General features: G+C 74.0%; 15 protein-coding genes. 6 read left to right on the top strand and 9 right to left on the bottom strand.

Going from position 1 to position 16,239, the window contains the following annotated elements:
* Positions 1-33: 33 nt before the first annotated feature.
* Positions 34-468, bottom strand: a complete 435-nt coding sequence (locus ACWDBB_RS07125; RefSeq protein WP_449788593.1) for a protein-tyrosine phosphatase family protein — start codon at positions 466-468, stop codon at positions 34-36.
* A gap of 29 nt (positions 469-497) precedes the next feature.
* Positions 498-1,949 carry a LuxR C-terminal-related transcriptional regulator gene (locus ACWDBB_RS07120; RefSeq protein WP_449788592.1) on the bottom strand — a complete coding sequence of 484 codons (1,452 nt, stop codon included), beginning with the start codon at positions 1,947-1,949 and terminating at the stop codon, positions 498-500.
* 152 nt (positions 1,950-2,101) lie between these two features.
* On the opposite strand from ACWDBB_RS07120, the gene ACWDBB_RS07115 reads away from it, so the two are divergent.
* The 4 genes from ACWDBB_RS07115 to ACWDBB_RS07100 all read left to right on the top strand — a co-directional run bounded on the left by ACWDBB_RS07115 (position 2,102) and on the right by ACWDBB_RS07100 (position 6,123).
* Positions 2,102-3,031: an NADP-dependent oxidoreductase gene (locus ACWDBB_RS07115; RefSeq protein WP_449788591.1), complete on the top strand. Its 930-nt coding sequence runs from the start codon at positions 2,102-2,104 to the stop codon at positions 3,029-3,031.
* Between the two features lie 298 nt (positions 3,032-3,329).
* Positions 3,330-4,061 carry an MIP family channel protein gene (locus ACWDBB_RS07110; RefSeq protein ID WP_449788590.1) on the top strand — a complete coding sequence of 244 codons (732 nt, stop codon included), beginning with the start codon at positions 3,330-3,332 and terminating at the stop codon, positions 4,059-4,061.
* Between the two features lie 238 nt (positions 4,062-4,299).
* Entirely contained in the window at positions 4,300-5,088 is a 789-nt protein-coding gene (locus ACWDBB_RS07105) for an SDR family NAD(P)-dependent oxidoreductase (RefSeq protein WP_392913773.1), read from the top strand.
* A 261-nt stretch (positions 5,089-5,349) separates the two neighbouring features.
* A complete protein-coding gene (locus ACWDBB_RS07100; RefSeq protein WP_449788589.1) occupies positions 5,350-6,123 on the top strand; it encodes a GNAT family N-acetyltransferase in 774 nt (257 codons plus the stop codon).
* A gap of 244 nt (positions 6,124-6,367) precedes the next feature.
* Here ACWDBB_RS07100 and ACWDBB_RS07095 read toward each other — a convergent pair whose 3' ends face one another.
* From ACWDBB_RS07095 to ACWDBB_RS07085, 3 genes are read right to left on the bottom strand one after another with little or no spacing between them, the layout of a single operon-like run.
* Complete coding sequence (locus ACWDBB_RS07095) at positions 6,368-6,889, bottom strand: hypothetical protein (protein ID WP_449788588.1); 522 nt, start codon at positions 6,887-6,889, stop codon at positions 6,368-6,370.
* Positions 6,890-6,893: 4 nt separating this feature from the next.
* Positions 6,894-8,153 (bottom strand): amidase domain-containing protein, encoded by a 1,260-nt coding sequence (locus ACWDBB_RS07090; protein WP_449788702.1) that lies wholly within the window; start codon positions 8,151-8,153, stop codon positions 6,894-6,896.
* A 2-nt stretch (positions 8,154-8,155) separates the two neighbouring features.
* Positions 8,156-8,488 carry a type VII secretion target gene (locus ACWDBB_RS07085; RefSeq protein WP_449788587.1) on the bottom strand — a complete coding sequence of 111 codons (333 nt, stop codon included), beginning with the start codon at positions 8,486-8,488 and terminating at the stop codon, positions 8,156-8,158.
* A 587-nt stretch (positions 8,489-9,075) separates the two neighbouring features.
* Between ACWDBB_RS07085 and ACWDBB_RS07080 the strand changes: the two genes are divergently transcribed.
* Complete coding sequence (locus tag ACWDBB_RS07080) at positions 9,076-9,687, top strand: hypothetical protein (RefSeq protein ID WP_449788586.1); 612 nt, start codon at positions 9,076-9,078, stop codon at positions 9,685-9,687.
* A gap of 163 nt (positions 9,688-9,850) precedes the next feature.
* Here ACWDBB_RS07080 and ACWDBB_RS07075 read toward each other — a convergent pair whose 3' ends face one another.
* The 4 genes from ACWDBB_RS07075 to ACWDBB_RS07060 all read right to left on the bottom strand — a co-directional run bounded on the left by ACWDBB_RS07075 (position 9,851) and on the right by ACWDBB_RS07060 (position 13,928).
* Positions 9,851-11,146, bottom strand: a complete 1,296-nt coding sequence (locus tag ACWDBB_RS07075) for a PP2C family protein-serine/threonine phosphatase (RefSeq protein ID WP_449788585.1) — start codon at positions 11,144-11,146, stop codon at positions 9,851-9,853.
* Between the two features lie 71 nt (positions 11,147-11,217).
* Positions 11,218-11,640: a MarR family winged helix-turn-helix transcriptional regulator gene (locus tag ACWDBB_RS07070; protein ID WP_392872236.1), complete on the bottom strand. Its 423-nt coding sequence runs from the start codon at positions 11,638-11,640 to the stop codon at positions 11,218-11,220.
* A gap of 30 nt (positions 11,641-11,670) precedes the next feature.
* Positions 11,671-12,924: a M48 family metalloprotease gene (locus tag ACWDBB_RS07065; RefSeq protein ID WP_449788584.1), complete on the bottom strand. Its 1,254-nt coding sequence runs from the start codon at positions 12,922-12,924 to the stop codon at positions 11,671-11,673.
* Between the two features lie 197 nt (positions 12,925-13,121).
* The gene (locus tag ACWDBB_RS07060) at positions 13,122-13,928 is read right to left on the bottom strand and encodes a universal stress protein (RefSeq protein WP_449788583.1); all 807 of its coding nucleotides are present in this window, start codon (positions 13,926-13,928) and stop codon (positions 13,122-13,124) included.
* Between the two features lie 337 nt (positions 13,929-14,265).
* Here ACWDBB_RS07060 and ACWDBB_RS07055 point away from each other — a divergent pair, with 337 nt between their 5' ends.
* The gene (locus ACWDBB_RS07055; RefSeq protein ID WP_449788582.1) at positions 14,266-15,519 is read left to right on the top strand and encodes a CapA family protein; all 1,254 of its coding nucleotides are present in this window, start codon (positions 14,266-14,268) and stop codon (positions 15,517-15,519) included.
* Positions 15,520-16,239 lie beyond the last annotated feature (720 nt).

Here is a 16,239-nt window from a genome sequence, read left to right as displayed (position 1 = left end):
CTTCGTGGATTTCGGGATTGTTCCCCACCCCGCCTAGGCTGGCCGCTCCACGAACTCGCGCTGCTCCGGCGTTTCGACGGCGTGCGGGTCGTAGTGCTCCCGCACGTACGCCACCGCTTCCGCCGGCGGGACGCCGTCCAGGACGGCGATGCAGGCGAGGCTGGTTCCCGTGCGGCCCCAGCCGCCGGCGCAGGCGAGTTCGACGCGTTCGTTGGCGGAGCGCTCCCACGCCTCGCGGAAGGCTTCGGCGGCGTCCGCGCGGTCGGCGGGGAGGCCGAAGTCGGGCCAGCGGACCCAGCGGCTCGGCCAGTCGACGTGGGGCGGACGGTCGTCCAACAGGTAGAGGCCGAAGGTCGGTTGGGGCCCGGGAGGCATGGTTCGGCTGAGGCCGCGGCCGCGCAGGAGGCGGCCGGAGGGCAGGCGCAGGATGCCGGGAGTGCTCGGGTCCCAGGTGGTGGGGTCGGTCATGGCGTCTCTTCCGAGGAGGGGCGGGGTGCTCAGGATGCCGCGTGCAGCCCGACGGGCGCGCGTGGCAGTCCGGCGCTGTGGGCCAGGGCGGCGGCCTCGCCGCGCGAGGAGACGTCGAGTTTGGCGAGGATGTTGGCGACGTGGAACTTCACCGTCGACTCGCTGATGTGCAGGGCCGCCGCGATGTCCCGGTTGCGGCGGCCCCGCGCGAGCTGGTCGAGGACCTCCCGTTCGCGCGGCTGGAGGCCGTCCAACGGGTCGGTGGCGAGGACGGGTTCGGGCAGGGCGAGCGGGAGGTCGACGGTCACCGTGGTGCCCCAGCCGGGGACGGCCTCGACGCCGTGGCGTCCGCCGAGGGCGGCGATGCGGTCGGCGGTGCGGTGGACGGTGAGGGCGCCGGCGGACAGGATGCCGAGGCCGTCGCCGCGCACCACGGCACGCAGCAGGCCGTCCGCCGTGAGCTGCCAGCTCACGTGCAGCCGGGTCGGCTTCTCCTGCTCCAGCATCAGCAGCACGGCCACCCGGACGGCGTCCCGGGCGGTGTGCGCGGCATCGGCGGGGACGGACCGGTCGGCCTCGGCCGGGGGCGCGACGTCGAGCTGGACCCGGGTGTGCCGCAGCAGCGGGCGCAACTCGCGCACCAGCCGGGCGAAGGCGGCGTCGGCGGGCTGCTCGCTGAGGGTGCGGTCCAGTTCGGCGCCCTGGCGCAGGTCGAGCAGGGCGGTGACGGCCAGCTCGGTGGCGGTGCGGCGGGCCGTGGCGTCGTCCAGGTCGGCCGAGCGCAGCGGCGCCAGGATCGCGGTGAGAGCGGCGCTGTGGGTGCCGGTGAACTCGGCGATGGCGCGGGCGCGGGCGTTGGCGGAGGCGCGGGAGGCGGTGGCCCGGGTGGGGGCGGCGTCGGTGGCGCGGTGGTCGGAGTGGGCGACCACCAGGTCCCACAGCTGCTGCAGGACGGCGAGCGCCCCCGCCGCGAGCGGTTCGGCGTCCTGCCGGACGAGGACCAGGACGGCGCCGTCGCCGGTGCCGGGCGTGGTCGCCGTGACCACCACTGGTCGGGACTGCCCGGCGAGTTCGGCCTCGCCCTGCCAGGGGCGGCCGGCCGCGGTCGTCCCGGCCGCGCGTTCGGCCAGCCGGGACAGGTCGAGTGAGCCGATGGCCCCGGTCAGCTCGGGCGGGCCGTAGTTGTGCGTGGGGCTGAACGTGCAGACGCCGCTGAGCTGGGCGAGCGCCGTGTGGGGGACGAGGGTGTCCAGGACCGCTGACAGTTGCCGCAGGAGGTCCGGCCGGGGCGTGCGCAGCACTTCGAGGGCGCGGGCCAGCGCGTCCTCGGGGCGGCCCCAGTGCTGCTGCCAGGCCTCGCTCTTGCCACCGGCCCGGGTCTTGCCGGCACTCCGGCCTTCGCCGGGGAGTTGGCCCTTGCCGTCGATGCCGTCGATGCCGTCGATGCCGTCGATGCCGCTGGAACCACTCATGCCGTCCATGCGCTCCAGCCTAGTTCGGGGCGGCGACGGTCCCGCCTGGCCGTTCGGACAGGTCGAACCGTCCGAAGGACCGGCCGGGCGCCCACCGCTCCGGTCACAGGATGGAAGGCGTCGGAAGACAGACCAACTCTCCTGGAACCGAGGGACTTTCCATGACCAAGGCGATCGCCTTCTCCGAATTCGGCGGCGTGGACGTGCTGCGCCCGATCGACATCGAACTGCCCGCCCCGGGCCCCGGCCAGGTGCGGGTCGCGGTCCGAGCGGTGGGCGTCAACCCGGTGGACCGCAGGCTTCGCACCGGTGAGCTGGCCGGGCTGTTCCCGGTGGTCTTCCCCTACGTGCCGGGCGTGGAGGTGTCCGGCACGGTGGAGGCCGTCGGCGCCGAGGTGAGCGGCTTCGAGCCCGGCGACGAGGTGTTCGGCAGCACGATGGGCGGCGCCTACGCGGAACACGCGCTGCTCGACGCGGCGGCGCTGGCCCACAAGCCCGCCGGGCTGAGCTGGGAGGAGGCCGCCGCGCTCCCGGCGGCGGCCGAGACCTCGGAGCGGGTCCTGGACGTCCTCGGCGTACGGCCGGGCGAGACGCTGCTGGTGCACGGCGCGGCCGGCGGGGTGGGCACCGTGCTGCTCCAGTTCGCCCGGGCGCGCGGGATCACCGTCATCGGTACCGCGAGCGAGGCCAACCACGACCACCTGCGGGAACTCGGCGCGATCCCGGTGGCGTACGGCGAGGGCCTCGCCGAGCGGGTGCGGGCCGTCGCCCCGGGCGGGGTGGACCGGGCGCTGGACGCGGCCGGGCGGGGCGGGGTGCTGCCGCTGTCGGTCGAGCTGACGGGCAGCGCCGACCGGGTGCTGACGATCGCCGACATGGAGGGCGGGCAGGAGCACGGCGTCCGTTTCAACGGCGGTGTCGAGGGCGTGGAGTCGCACCACCAGCGCGCTTTCGCGGCCGCCGTCGCCCTGCACGAGGCGGGCACCCTGCGGCTGCCGCTGCACCGGGTGTTCCCGCTGGCGGAAGCGGCGCAGGCGCATCGGGTCAGTGCGGCCGGGCACCTGCGCGGGAAGATCGTGCTGACGGTCTGAAGGCCGGTCCGGCCGGCCTGCCGACCGTTCTGCCGCCCGGCCGTCGACCGTCTGTCGACCGTTCCGAGGGCTGTTCGCCGCCCGTCCTGTCCGCCTCTGCCCGTTTTACCTCCGTTTTGCATTGGGCTCGCCATTTTCGTACGGTTTCATCCGTTCGGAGTAATTCGGCAGGCGGACGCGCCGTGAACACGGTGGTGGGCCGTTCGGCCGACATGCGATCCCTCGAACGGTCGACCAGGGTTGGCCGGACGTGGGCGGTACCGGTCCGCCTGCCCTGACGGTCAGGAGGACCAGGCGCATGGGTGGAACGGACAAGCGGGCGGTGATCGGCGAGTTCCTCGGGACCCTGCTGCTGGTGCTGCTGGCGGTGGGCGCCGCGGTGCTCGCGGGGGAGGCGATCGGTGCGGTGGGCATCGCGCTCGCGTTCGGCTTCGTGCTGCTCGCGCTCGCGTACGCGCTGGGCCCGATCTCCGGCTGCCACGTCAACCCGGCGGTGACGCTCGGCTTCCTGCTGGCCCGCCGGATAGACGGGCGCACGGCGGCGTCGTACTGGGTGGCACAGGTGCTCGGCGGCATCGCGGGCGCGGCGCTCGTCCTGCTGCTCGCGAAGCAGGTGCCGGGTCTGGAGACCCACGGCAAGCTCGGCACCAACGGCTGGGGCGAGCGCTCCCAGGTGCACATCAACGCCGGCGGCGCGTTCCTGACCGAGGTCGTCCTCACCTTCCTGCTGGTGTACGTGGTCCTGGCGGTCACCCACCGGCTGGCCGCGGTCGGCTTCGACGGTCTGCCGATCGGCGTCGCACTGGTGGTCGTCCACCTGGCCGGCATCCCGCTCACCGGCACCTCGGTCAACCCGGCGCGCAGCCTCGGCCCGGCGCTGTTCGCGGGCGGCGAGGCGCTGTCGCAGCTGTGGCTGTTCCTGCTCGCCCCGCTGGTCGGCGGCGCGCTGGCGGCGGGCGTGCACCTGCTGACCCACCCGCAGCCCAACCTCCCGGTGGCCGAGGCCCTGGCCACGGACGCGCGGGTGTAGCTCCCGCGGCCTTCACCGCGCACCGGCTGCACGCCGGTCGAACGGCGGCCGGGACCGTACCGACGGTCCCGGCCGCCGTTGTCGTTCCCACCGCCGCCGCAAGTGCTCCCTGCGGCCGTCGCCCTGCGTGGTGCCGCCGCCGAGTGTCCCGGGCCGCATTTGAGCCGCCGACCGGCCGGATCCGGCGCATCGGGCGGAGGGCCCCGACTCCCGCCCCTGCGCTGGATAGAGTCGCGCCATGGTGACTGTGAACGCGGGGAGCCCCGCGGCCGGGCGGCTGGCCGGCCGCTCCTGTGTGGTGACGGGTGCGGCCAGCGGCATCGGACGGGCCGTCGCCGAACGCTTCGTCCGGGAGGGTGCGTCGGTGGTCGCCACCGACGTGGACGCGGCCGGACTGGACCGGCTGGCCGAGCAACTCCCGGGCGCCGTCAGCACGGTGGTCGGCGACGTGGCCCGGGACGAGGACGCCCGCCGGATGGTGGCGGCCGCAGTCGAGCGGCACGGGCGGCTGGACGTCCTGGTCGCCAACGCCGGGATCATCCCGCTGATGGAGATCACCGAGGCCACCGCCGAGGACTGGGACCACGTCATGGCGGTGGACGGCCGCGGCATGTTCCTCACCTGCAAGTACGCGATCGAGGCGATGACGGCGCAGGAACGGCCCGGCGGCTCGATCGTCTGCCTGTCCTCCATCTCCGGCGAGGCCGGCCAGCGCGGCCAGGCGGTGTACGGGCCCGCCAAGTTCGTCGCCTCCGGCCTCACCAAGCACCTCGCCGTCGAGTGGGCCGACCGCGGAATCCGGGTCAACGCCGTCGCCCCCGGCACCATCACCACCGAGCGGGTCGCCCGGCTGTACGACGAGCCCGGCGGACCCGAGTACCTCGGGGCGATCGAGAAGCTGCACCCGATGGGCCGGCTCGGCGTCCCGGCCGAGGTCGCCGCGGCCGTCCTCTTCCTCGCCTCGGACGACGCCTCCTTCGTCACCGGGGTCGTGCTGCCGGTGGACGGCGGGTACCTGGCGCAGTGACCCCGGGTGTCGCGCTGAGTGGCCGCCGGCGGAGCGCTGCGGCCACAACAAGCGCGCCTGCGGGCCGCCCCGGTGCGGATTCCTGATCCTCCCTCCGGCCGGACTCGGCTGCGCCGTGATCGCCGGGGTCCTCCCCGCCCGCCGCGCCCCGGGCAGCGCCCGCCCGGCTCGCCTGCCTGGTCCGCCCGCCGGCCCGCCGCTCGCGGCCGGTGGAGCGGAAACTCGATGGCGCGCGCTCCCGTGCCGTGCTGGAGTGAGCGGATGGATCATGACGAAGTGCTCGCCCTGTTCGACGACCGACTCCGACGCAACGCGCCGCCCGACCCGGACTGCCGTGTCGAGCGCGACGGCGCGGTGGTCCGGCAGGTGGGTCCGGAGCACAGCTGGAACGGCGTGGTCTGGTCAGGCCTGGACGAGGCCGGGGCGGACGCGGCCATCGCCGCACAGGTGCGCCACTTCGCCGGACTGGGGCTGGAGTTCGAGTGGAAGGCCTACTCCCACGACCGCCCCGCGGACCTCGGCGCCCGACTGCTGGCGGCCGGTTTCACCCCGGAGCCGGACGAGGCGCTGATGATCGCCCGGATCGCGGACCTGCCCACCGAGACCGCCCTGCCCGAGGGCGTCCGGCTGCTCCCGGTGACCGACCCGGCCGGGGTGGACCTGCTGGTGGAGGCCCACGTACAGGCCTTTGGCACCGAGCACCCCAACCTGCGCGAGCGGCTGCTCGACCACCTGCGGCACGGCAACGAGACGGTCAGCATGGTCGTCGCGATGGCCGGTGACCGCCCGGTCAGCGGCGCCCGGATGGAGCTGATCCCGGGCACCGGGTTCGCCGGCCTCTGGGGCGGCGGCACCGCGCCCGACTGGCGCGGCCGGGGCATCTACCGCGCCCTCGTCGCCCACCGCGCCCGCCTCGCGGCCGAGCTCGGCTACCAGTACCTCCAGGTCGACGCGAGCGACCAGAGCCGGCCCATCCTGCAGCGCCTCGGCTTCGCCTGGCTGAGCACGACGACGCCGTACGTCCACCAGCCGTAGGACCTGCCGGGGGCGGTCGGTCCTGGCCGGGACGACGGAAGCCGACGGAAGTCGGGTTGGTCCCGAGCCATCGGCACCCACCCGGGGCCAGGAGAGCCGTGACCACCCTGGGCCAGTCGGCCGACCGGCCGACCTGATCGGCGCGGGACTCTCGGCGTACGTCGGTCTGGCCGTGCCGTCCCCGTTCGTCGGCCTGGGCGCCGGCTCGGGCTCGGGCATCCGCCCGGTACTCGCACGGTGGCGATCAGGCCGGGAGCCGTGCCTGACGCGCCGCGGCCGCACCGACCACACCCGCGGCGGCCACGCCCGGAGCCGCCGCACCTGGTGCCGCCGTGTCCGGAGCCGTCCTGCCCGCAGCGACAGCGTCCGTGAGCCGGCCCTGTCCGAAGCAGGCGCTCCGCTGCGTGCCGGTGTCGTGCGCGGCGGTCTGCGCGAGGGCGTACTGGAACGGCACCCCGATCGCCGCCACCGGCAGCAGGACGCACAGCAGAGCGTGCCCCAGGCCGATCCGGAACGTCCTGCGCCGAACGGCGGTGACGAGCTGCCAACCACCCCAGCACACCGTGCCGATGCCGAGCACCAGCCCCGCCCAGGCGAGCGGCAGCACGTGGGCCGGGGCGCCGGGGCTGTCCTGGCAGCGGCTCACCAGCGCGTGGATGTCGCCGTCCGCGAGGAGCGTCGGCACGCCGAACGCCCACCCGAGGCAGCCGAGCAGCAGCGGGCCGCCCGCCCGCAGCCACCGGGGAGAGCGCTGTTCCTCATTCATAGGCCTAGTACCAGTCCGGATTCACGCGGACGAAGTGCAGCTTCTGGTACCCGCGCTGCTCCTGGAAGCTGTCGATCCGGCCGCCCAGGCTCGCGTTCTGCTGGCCGCCGCTGTGCTGGGTGTAGCGGATGTCCCCGTCCGGGGTCACCGCCGTCACCACCGCGGTGTGGTGGACGACGCCCTTCTTGTCCTGGGAGTCCTGGTCGGAGTCCTCCTCGTAGTAGACGATGTCCCCGGGCCTCACCTCGTCCGGAGGGAGCTCCTGGCCGCCGTGGCGCATCATGAAGTCGTGCATGTTCTGCGCCCCGGCCCAGCTCTTCGAGTAGTCGAGTCGCTGGTCGAACCAGTCGCCGCCGGCGTCGTCGCTGCGCCCCCAGGTGTCGTCCCCGCGCCAGCCCCACCACTGGTCCCACTTGGCGTGCACGCCGCCCTGGCGCAGCGCCTCCGAGGCGAAGTTGGTGCAGTTGTCGTCGAAGACGTCGATGGTGGTGTCGTTCCAGTGCTCCAGCGCCCACTGCACGGTCTTCACCCGGTCGTACTTGGCGTTGGGCCCGCCGCGCAGCCTCACCTTCACGTCGTCGGGGATGCCGGGGAGGTTGGCGAGGGTCACGGGATCGGAGAGCGTCAACTGCTTGCGCTGGTTGTCGGTCAGCGCGTTCCACCAGTCGCTGACCAGCCGGGGGTCCTGCCCGCTGGGGATGTCCCCGGTGTACATGGACAGTTCGGTCTGTGAGGCTTCGCGCTGGAGTTGGTCCAGCGCCTTGCGCGGATCGGTCTCGCAGGTCGCCCCGGCGAGTTTGCGCAGCTCGGCGGAGGCCAGTCTGTCGGCCTGGGCGGCCTCGCGCAGCGCCTCCTGGAGCAGCGCGTCGATCTCCTGGACGACGTTGTCGTTGGAGGCCGCCGCGCCGCCGCTGCCGTGGACGGTGGCCGTGGACTCGTCGACGGTGAGGCCGTACTGCCTGGCCATGTCCAGGGCGGAGTTCAGGGTGAGCTTGGCCCGGGTGATGCTGGCGCTCAGCCCGTCGAGGACCATGACGACGCCGCGCATGATGTCCGCGCCGGCCTCCAGGATCTCGGCCTGCTCCTGGAGTTTGCGGCCGGCGGCCTCGCCGACCTTGTCCTTCCAGTTCTCCTTGAGCGGGTCGACACCGTTGGCGTGGATGTCGTTGACGGCCTGCCACGCCTGCTTGGACAGGGCGAGCCAGGAGCCGGCGGCGGCGTCGACGTCGATGCTGTTGGCGGCCTTGAGCGCCGCGATGGTCATCGTCACGGCTGCTGCTCCGTCGTCGCGCCGCCGAGGTCGTTGAGCGCGGACTCGAGTCGGCGGGCGTACTCCTGGTCGGCCTGGTCGTAGGAGTGGGCCGAATCGTGCAACTGCTGTGAGTAGACGTGAAGTTGATCGACGACGGACTTCACATGGGCCTGCCAGGCGTCAGCGCAGTCCTTCAGCGCCGGTCCGGAGTCCCAGGCCGACATGCTGTCGGCGGCCGTGTGGCTGTCGTCGAGCCAGTGCCCGACGGGCCCGAAGGTCTTGGCGGCCTCGGTGAGGCCGTTCGCCGACTGGCGCAGGGCATGTGTCTGGACGTGGATGTGATTCACCGTCAGTTCCCCCTACCCGGCTATGTCGACTCTGATCGACATGGGTGCGACCATCGTAGCCATCGGATCGGAAGGGAGGGGTCATCTGGAAGTCATGAACAGGTAATCCAGCAGGGCCGGTTGCCTTCGATCCTGCCGGTCCCCGGAGCATTCGGCCACTGGTTCGGCGGAGCGGGCGGCGACCGCAGGGCACCCCGACAGCCCCGGGCGCGATCAGCGCCGCGCCGCGGATGGCGGCCGAGGACGGGCGGGGGGCCTGTGCTCGACGAAGCGTTCACCGGAGGTCCCGTACCGGCCGAGCGTGCGCGGCACGGCACGGCGCCGGCCGCGGCGAGCAGCCGGCTCGCCCGCTCCCGCCCGCTCCCGGCCGGTCCGGAAGAACCGACCCCGGTGGAACCCGAGTTCGGTGGAACCAGTCCCGGACGGGCGAACGCCCGGGGCGTTACGGGTGATTTCTCCGTCGAATTGCGATTCAGCCGTGGATCCGCCTCAAGGTGTCACGTGAGACGTGTCCAGGATCGGCCTGGAACGGCGTCCGGGGCGCCGAGAGTGGGGCCCGGGCGGCGCAGTCGAGAGGGAAGACGACCATGCATGTGATGCGAAGCGGCACCCCCGATACCGGCGGCCGGGCTCTGCGGACGGCGGGCGCGCTGCTCGCCCTGCTGCTCGTGGGTGCGGCGGCGGGGTGCGGCGGTGGCGGCGGCTCCGGCTCCGCAGCCACGTCCCCGGCGGCCACGGGCGCCACTGCCACTGCCACCGCCACTGCCACTGCCACCGCCACCGCCACCGAGTCCGCCCCGGCGACGGAGACCGCCGCCGAAACCGCCCCCGCCGACCCTGCCGCGGCCAAGGAGGAGGTCACCAGCAACTGGGAACGGTTCTTCGACCCCAGCACGTCGGTCGCCGACAAGGCCAGGCTGCTCCAGGACGGCGACATGCTGCTTCCGGTGCTCCAGGGCTTCGCCCAGGACCCGCAGGTCGGCCAGGGGCAGGTGGAGGTCGAGGACGTCGCGCTCACGGACGCGAGCCACGCGACCGTCACGTACTCGCTTTCGCTCCAGGGCAACGCGGTGGAGCCGAGCGCGACCGGCCAGTCCGTCCTCGACAACGGCATCTGGAAGGTGTCCCGCTCGACCCTGTGCGGTCTGCTCACCCAGGCGGGCAGCGCCACCGCCAACCCGATCCCCGGCTGCAGCTGACCGGATGCCGTCGACACGCGCCGCCGACGAAACCTCCGTGGCAGAGCCTCGTCGGCCGGCTGGTGGAGGTGGTGCAGGGGGCGAGGGCCTGGGCCGTACAGGTTTCAGATGACAGATTTCAGATGACAGCTTTCGAAATCTGTCATCTGGAATCTGTCATCTGTCAGCCGCCCGCCCCTCTCGGCAGTCGCTCGACCACGACCATGGCCGCGTCGTCGTCCAGTCGGCCGCCGACATGGGCGAGCAGGTCGCGGCGCAGGCGGTGGAGCAGGGCAGTGGGGCACTCGGATCGCCAGGCGGTGACGCGTTCGGTGAGTGGGTAGAAGCGGCGCTGGGCGTCGCGGGCCTCGATCACGCCGTCGGTGTAGATCAGCAGCCGGTCGCCGGGCTGGAACGGGAAGGTCTCCGTCTCGTACCGCACCGGTGCGAGCTCGCCGAGGCCCAGCGGTGGGGCGGGGTGGCGGGCGGCGAGGGTGGTGATGCCGTCGGGACGCAGCAGCAGCGGGGGAGGGTGACCGCAGTCGATCAGGCGGACCGGGGAGCCGTCGTCGGGAATGTCGAGCAGGACGGCGGTGATGAAGGACTCTCCGGCCTCGCCGCTCTCCTTGGGAGGCTCCTCGGGCGCGGGGAGCGGCAGTGCGGACAGCGCCTGCAGGCCCTGCCGCTCGCCCCGGTCGCCTCGCCCGCTCCGCTCCCGTCGCTCCCGTCGCTCCCGTCGCTCCTGCCGGTCCCGCTGGGACTGTTCGGCGAGCTGGGCGAGGTCCCAGCTGACGCTGCCGTCCAGGTAGGCGGCCAGGTCGGGCAGCTCGGCGTGCAGGTGGGCGGCGGCGCGGAAGGCGCCGAGCAGCAGGGCCGCGTCGCCGAGCGAGGACAGGCCCTTGCCGCGCACGTCGCCGACCAGCAGCCGGGTGCCGGTGGCGGTGCGGGCAGCCGCGTAAAGGTCGCCGCCGACCTGGGCCTCGGCTTCGGCGGCCAGGTAGACGGAGGCCAGGTGCAGCGGTCCGATCCGGTCGGGCAGTGGGCGCAGCAGTACCCGCTGGGCGGCCTCGGACACCGAGCGCACCCGGGCCAGTTCGCGCTCGTGCCGTTCGCGCAGCACCCGCAGGCCGATGATCAGCACCGAGACGATCAGCTGCGCACTGAGTTGGGTCTCGATGTTCGTGCTGGTCAGGCTTTCGCGGACGGAGCCGATGACGGTCAGCGCGGCGAAGGCGATCGCGGCGACCGTGGCGGTGGCCCGGGGGCTGGCGAAGGAAGCGGTGATGGCGGGGGCGACGATCAGCAGCGGGCCGAGGTGGATGTCCGGCGGGGAGAGGAGGTCGACCACGGTGATCAGCACGATCAGCGCGAGCGTCAGCGCCGTCAGCACCCGGCGGTCGGGCCGCCAGGCGCGGCGGCGGTCGGGGGGACGCGGCGCGGGCGGCGGGTGCGGCGCATCGGGACGCTGCCGGAGGGGCACTCCTCCTCTGTACACCGTGGAGGTGGCCCTGCGCACCCCGGAGGGGCCGGGCCCGCCGGCCGAGGGGTCGGTCAGCCCTCCTGGCCGTAGCGGGCCAGGTAGTCGGCGAAGCGGGCGACGTCGTCGTCGGACCAGTCGGTGAAGCGCGCCGTGAAGGAGAGCCGGCGCTGTTCGTTGGCGTCCCGCAGCAGGGTGAGCCCGGCCTCGGTGGCGCGCAGGATCTGGCCGCGCTGGTCGTCCGGGTCGGTCTCGCGGGCCAGCAGGCCGAGCTTCTCCAGGGCGGTGACCTGACGGCTGACGGTGGACTTGTCGAGCATGAAGTACGCGGCCACGTCGGCTGCCCGGCAGCCGCCGCGCTCGGTGATCAGGTCGAGGATGCTGTAGGTGACCAGGGAGAGGTCGGGGTGCAGTTGGGAGGCCTTGTGCCGGGCGCGGCGGGCGAAGGCGGTCAGCTCGCGCTGGATGGTCTCGATGGACGACTGGCGGCCGGGCACGGCGTTCCTACCTCCTCGATATTTGTTGCACTATACAACAGATTCGCCCGGCGTGACGCGTCGCTCCGGCGCCCGCTGCTCCGGTGCGGCCTGCCAGGCGCGGGCGGCGGCGATCCGGCTGGTCGCACTCGGGTGAGTGGCGAACAGTAGCTCAAGCACCCTCGGCGGGTCGACATCGGAGACGTTCGCCACGGCCAGTCTGCGCTGCATCGCCACGAACTGCTCCACGTCCCCGGTCAGTTCGAGCGCGTGCCGGTCCGCCCTGGCCTCGATCCGGCGGCTCACCGTGCACTGTAGCGGCCCCGACAGCGTGCCCAGCAGCGCCGCGAGCGCCGCCAGCAGCGGCAGCGCCCGGGGGTCCGCCGTGTCCGTCGCCCCGGCGGCGTCCAGCAGCGGCCGCCAAGCGGCGAGCAGACCGAGGACGACCACCACGACGGCCGCGCCGACCGCGCCCAGCGCGGTGCCCACCGGCACGTCCCGGTGCTTGACGTGCCCCAGCTCGTGCGCGACCACCAGTTCCACCTCGCGCGGCTCGGCGGTGGTCAGCAGCGTGTCGTACGCGACGATCCGACGGGTCGCCCCGAACCCGGAGACGTACGCGTTGAGTGCGGTGGTGCGGCGGGAGGCGTCCGCCACCAGGACGTCCCGCACCCGGACGCCGTCCCGCTCGGCCAGCGCCAGCAGCGCGGCGCGCAGTTCCCCCGGAGGCATCGGGGAGAAGCGGTTGAACACCGGCTCGATCAGCAGCGGGTGGAGGAAGGAGAGCGCGGCCGTCAGCAGCGCCGCCGCACCTGCCGCCGGCAGCCACCAGCGCTGCGGTGACCAGGCGGTCAGCGCGGACAGCCCGAGCGCGAGCGGGAGGACGAGGACGAGGGTGAGCGCGAGGCCGCGCACGGCGTCGAGGGCCCAGCCGGCCCAGCCCTGGGTCACCAGCCCGTACCGGGCCCGGACGGTCCTCGCCCCGGCCCCGAACGGCAGGTGCAGCGCCTGGCCGAGCAGCACCAGGGCCGCCGCTCCGGCCAGCACGCCGGCCGTCCGGGAGCCGCCGAACCAGCCGCCGGTGGTGGTCACCAGGGCCGCGCCGGCCGGGGTGAGGCCGAGCAGCAGGGTCAGCGCCAGGCCCGCCAGCCGCCCGCCCAGCGCCCACGGCAACTGGGCTCGGCGCAGCGCACGGCCCCGGGCGCGCTCGCCGGCGGTGAAGTCCGGGGCCCGGGTCTCCTTGGGCGGGGCCTCGGTGGGTGGGGTGCCGACGGGTGGGGTATTGGCGGCCGGGGTGGTGTCCATGGCGGGGTGTGGCTCTTCCGGTCGGATCGCGGGAGGAACGGTTCGGCGGTACGGCGGTGGTGCGGTGCGGTTCAGCGGTTCAGTGGTTCAGCGCCGTGATGGTACGGCGGTTCGATGCTGCTCCGGCGGTGCCAGCATGGCGCACCCGACCGGTCGGCGCGCACTCCACCGCCCGGCACCCATCCGAGGACGGGTGCTCACTCCTCGGTGGGCCCGGTGGCGCTGTGAACGCCTGCGCGCAGCAGCTGGTGGCCGAGGTCCACCAGGGCGCGGCCGACCGCGAACTCGTCGCCGACCTCCGGGGCCGGGGCGTCGCGCGGGTTGCGGCGGGAGCGGGCGTCGCTGTGCAGCACGTTGCCGTCGGCGTCCAGTACGGCGTGCACCCGGGTGGTGTCCTCGTCCTCGACCACGTGCAGGCTGAGCTGCCAGTCCTTGGTGCGCACGCGGCCGGGCGCCCCCTGTTCGGCACCGCCGGCCACCGCCGTGCCCTGCGGTGGGGCGACGGCCGTCCCGTCGGCACGGACGATCACCACCGGGCAGGTGCCGTGCACCGCGCAGCGGGTGGACACCGAGCCGAGCAGCGTCCGGGCGAAGGTGCCCCGGCCGCGGCTGCCCAGCACCAGCAGATCGGCCCCGTCGGCCGCCTCCAGCAGCACGTCGGTGGCGTGGCCTAGCACCAGGCTCTCCCGGACCTCCACCGGCCGGTCGGGCCCGAGGATCTCGTCGATCTCGGCACTCAGCGTGCGGCTGGCGGTCTGTTCGAACCCGTCGTCCACCATCGGTGCGAACCACCCGTACAGCGAGGGGTACTCCCAGGCCGCCACGGCGTGCACCGTCGCCCCGGTCAGCACGGCCTGGCCGACCGCCCAGCGCAGGGCCGCCTTCGACGGCGCGGAGCCGTCGATCCCGACCACGATCCGGCGCTCCCGGGCGGGGGAGGGCGGGCCGCCGCCCTCGGCGGAGGGCCGACCGCCGCCCGCGGGGGAGAGTTGGTTGCTGTCCATCACGTCACACCTCCCGGCCTTAGGCGCGGGACCCGCTTCCGCACACCGCGCCGGTCCCCGTGCACCACACTGCCCCCCGTATACCAACACTGCCCCCGCACACCACGCTGCGCGCCCCGCCCGCCCGCGCGCCAGGGACGCGGTGGCCGGGTCGGACGGGGCGATTGGGACGAGAGGGACGGATGGGCCGACGGCGCGGTCCAGTGGCGCCCGTCAGTGTCCGGCCGGGGGTCGGCGGAATACTTTGTGGCCGGAATGTTGCGGGCTCGGGCCCGAGTGATGGTGATTCGGTGGCGTAGGCTGACCGCTCTTGCATCATCCTCGGGGGGATTCACTCATGCGCCGTGCCGCGGCCGCCGTCGCGCTGTTCGTCGGAATGACCGCCGTCGCCGCCTGTGGGCCGGACGACCCCGACCCGGCCCCGGCCTCCGCCGCCCCCGCCCCGCCCACCGCGTCCGCACCGGACGGCTCGCCCTCCGGCACGGCCCCGGGCAAGAGCGCCCCGCCCCGACCCGATGGCACCATCACCGTCGCCTTCGCCGGGGACGTCCACTTCGAGGGCCGCACCGAGGCCCGGCTGGCCGTCCAGGCGCCCGAGCAGGCACTCGGCCCGATCTCCCGCACCCTCGCCGACGCCGACCTGTCCGTCCTCAACCTGGAGACCGCGATCACCGGGCGCGGCGCCCCGGAGCCGAAGACGTACACCTTCCGCACCTCGCCCAAGGCCCTGTCGGTGCTCAAGGACTCGGGCGTCGACGTCGTCTCGATGGCCAACAACCACGCCGTGGACTTCGGCGCCGACGGCCTCACCGACACCCTCGCCGCCAAGGACTCCTCGCCGATCCCCGTGGTCGGCGTCGGGCGCAACGCCAAGGAGGCGTACGCCCCGTACGTCACCACCGTGCGCGGGGTGAAGGTCGCCGTGGTCGCCGCCAGCCAGGTCGAGGACCTCACCAACCAGAAGTGGCGGGCCGGCGCCAACAAGCCGGGCATCGCCTCGGCGCTGGACGTCCCGGCCCTGGTCAAGGCGGTGGAGACGGCCAAGCAGCAGGCCCCGGTGGTGCTCGTCTACCTGCACTGGGGCGACGAGGGCAAGGCCTGCCCGACCGGACCGCAGACCACCATCGCCAAGAAGCTCGCCGCCGCCGGCGCCACCGCCGTGGTCGGCACCCACGCGCACACCATGGTCGGCTCGGGCATGCTCGGCAACACCTACATCGGGTACGGCTTCGGCAACTTCCTGTGGTACGGCACCTCCAACTACGCCAACTCCAACGAGACCGGCGTCACCACCCTCACCCTCACCGCCGACGGCAAGGTGACGGGCGAGGCCTTCACTCCGGCCACCATCGACGACAAGGGCATCCCGGAGCCGGTCACCGGCGCCACCGCCGAGGCCGCCCTCAAGCGCCGCGACGGCCTGCGTGGCTGCACCGGCCTCTCCCCGGCACCCGCTGCCGCTGCCGCTGCCGCGGGCTCGACGGCTCCGCCTGCCACGCCTCCCGGCTCCCCGCCTCCCGGCTCCACGCCTCAAGCAAAGGCTCCTTCGGGTACCGCGAAGGCTTCGACGACCCCCGCCGTCCCGCGCTAGGGTGCCCGCCACGGGGCGGGCACGAAGAGCTGACGACCCGTCATTTCTTCCCGCTGAGCCCCGCTGAGACAGGCGTCGACGCCGCCCTGGCCCTCCGTCGCGACCCGGCCGCCTGCGTCCACAAGCCCTCGGATGCGCTCGCCACCCGGGCCGAGGTCGAGGTCGAAGAACCGTGCAACCGCTGGAGCACCGTCCGGCAGCGCCATGGCTACCGCCAGCGGACCGTCCGCGCGCCCAACTTCCCGTCTGCGCTTGGCTTCCGCGGCACCAAGCCGATGGAGTCGGCGGGCCTGCCGATCCCCAACCCCTTCCACCGCTTCGCCCTCGCCTCCTGGGGCCGGGCCTCGCCATCGAGGCCGTCACCGAGGCCGTCACCGGCGTCGCCCGATGGGCGGCCGCCCACGTCCCCGACCGCCCGCTGACCGCCCACGTCCGCCCGGAAAACCCCTCCTTCCGACGCGCCGCCCTGCGCGCGAGCCTGCGCCGTGCGGAGCGCCTGGACGGCGGAGGGGGCGACGGCTGCGCCCTGATCTTCGCGAGCCGCCTGCCGTAGCGGCCCGCGTCGCCGCGCCATCGCCACAGGGCGCCGAGCCCGCCCGACCCGTCCAGGGCTGGGCGGCCTCGGCGTGTCCGGGTGCAGGTTCGGGTGCGGCTCCGAGTGCGGCTCTGGTGTGGGACGTCCGCCGTGGGGGCCTCCGGGGCGAGTTGACGTTCGCACAG

The organism is Kitasatospora sp. NPDC001095, from assembly GCF_053598615.1.
This window is presented reverse-complemented; position numbering and strand designations above follow the sequence as displayed.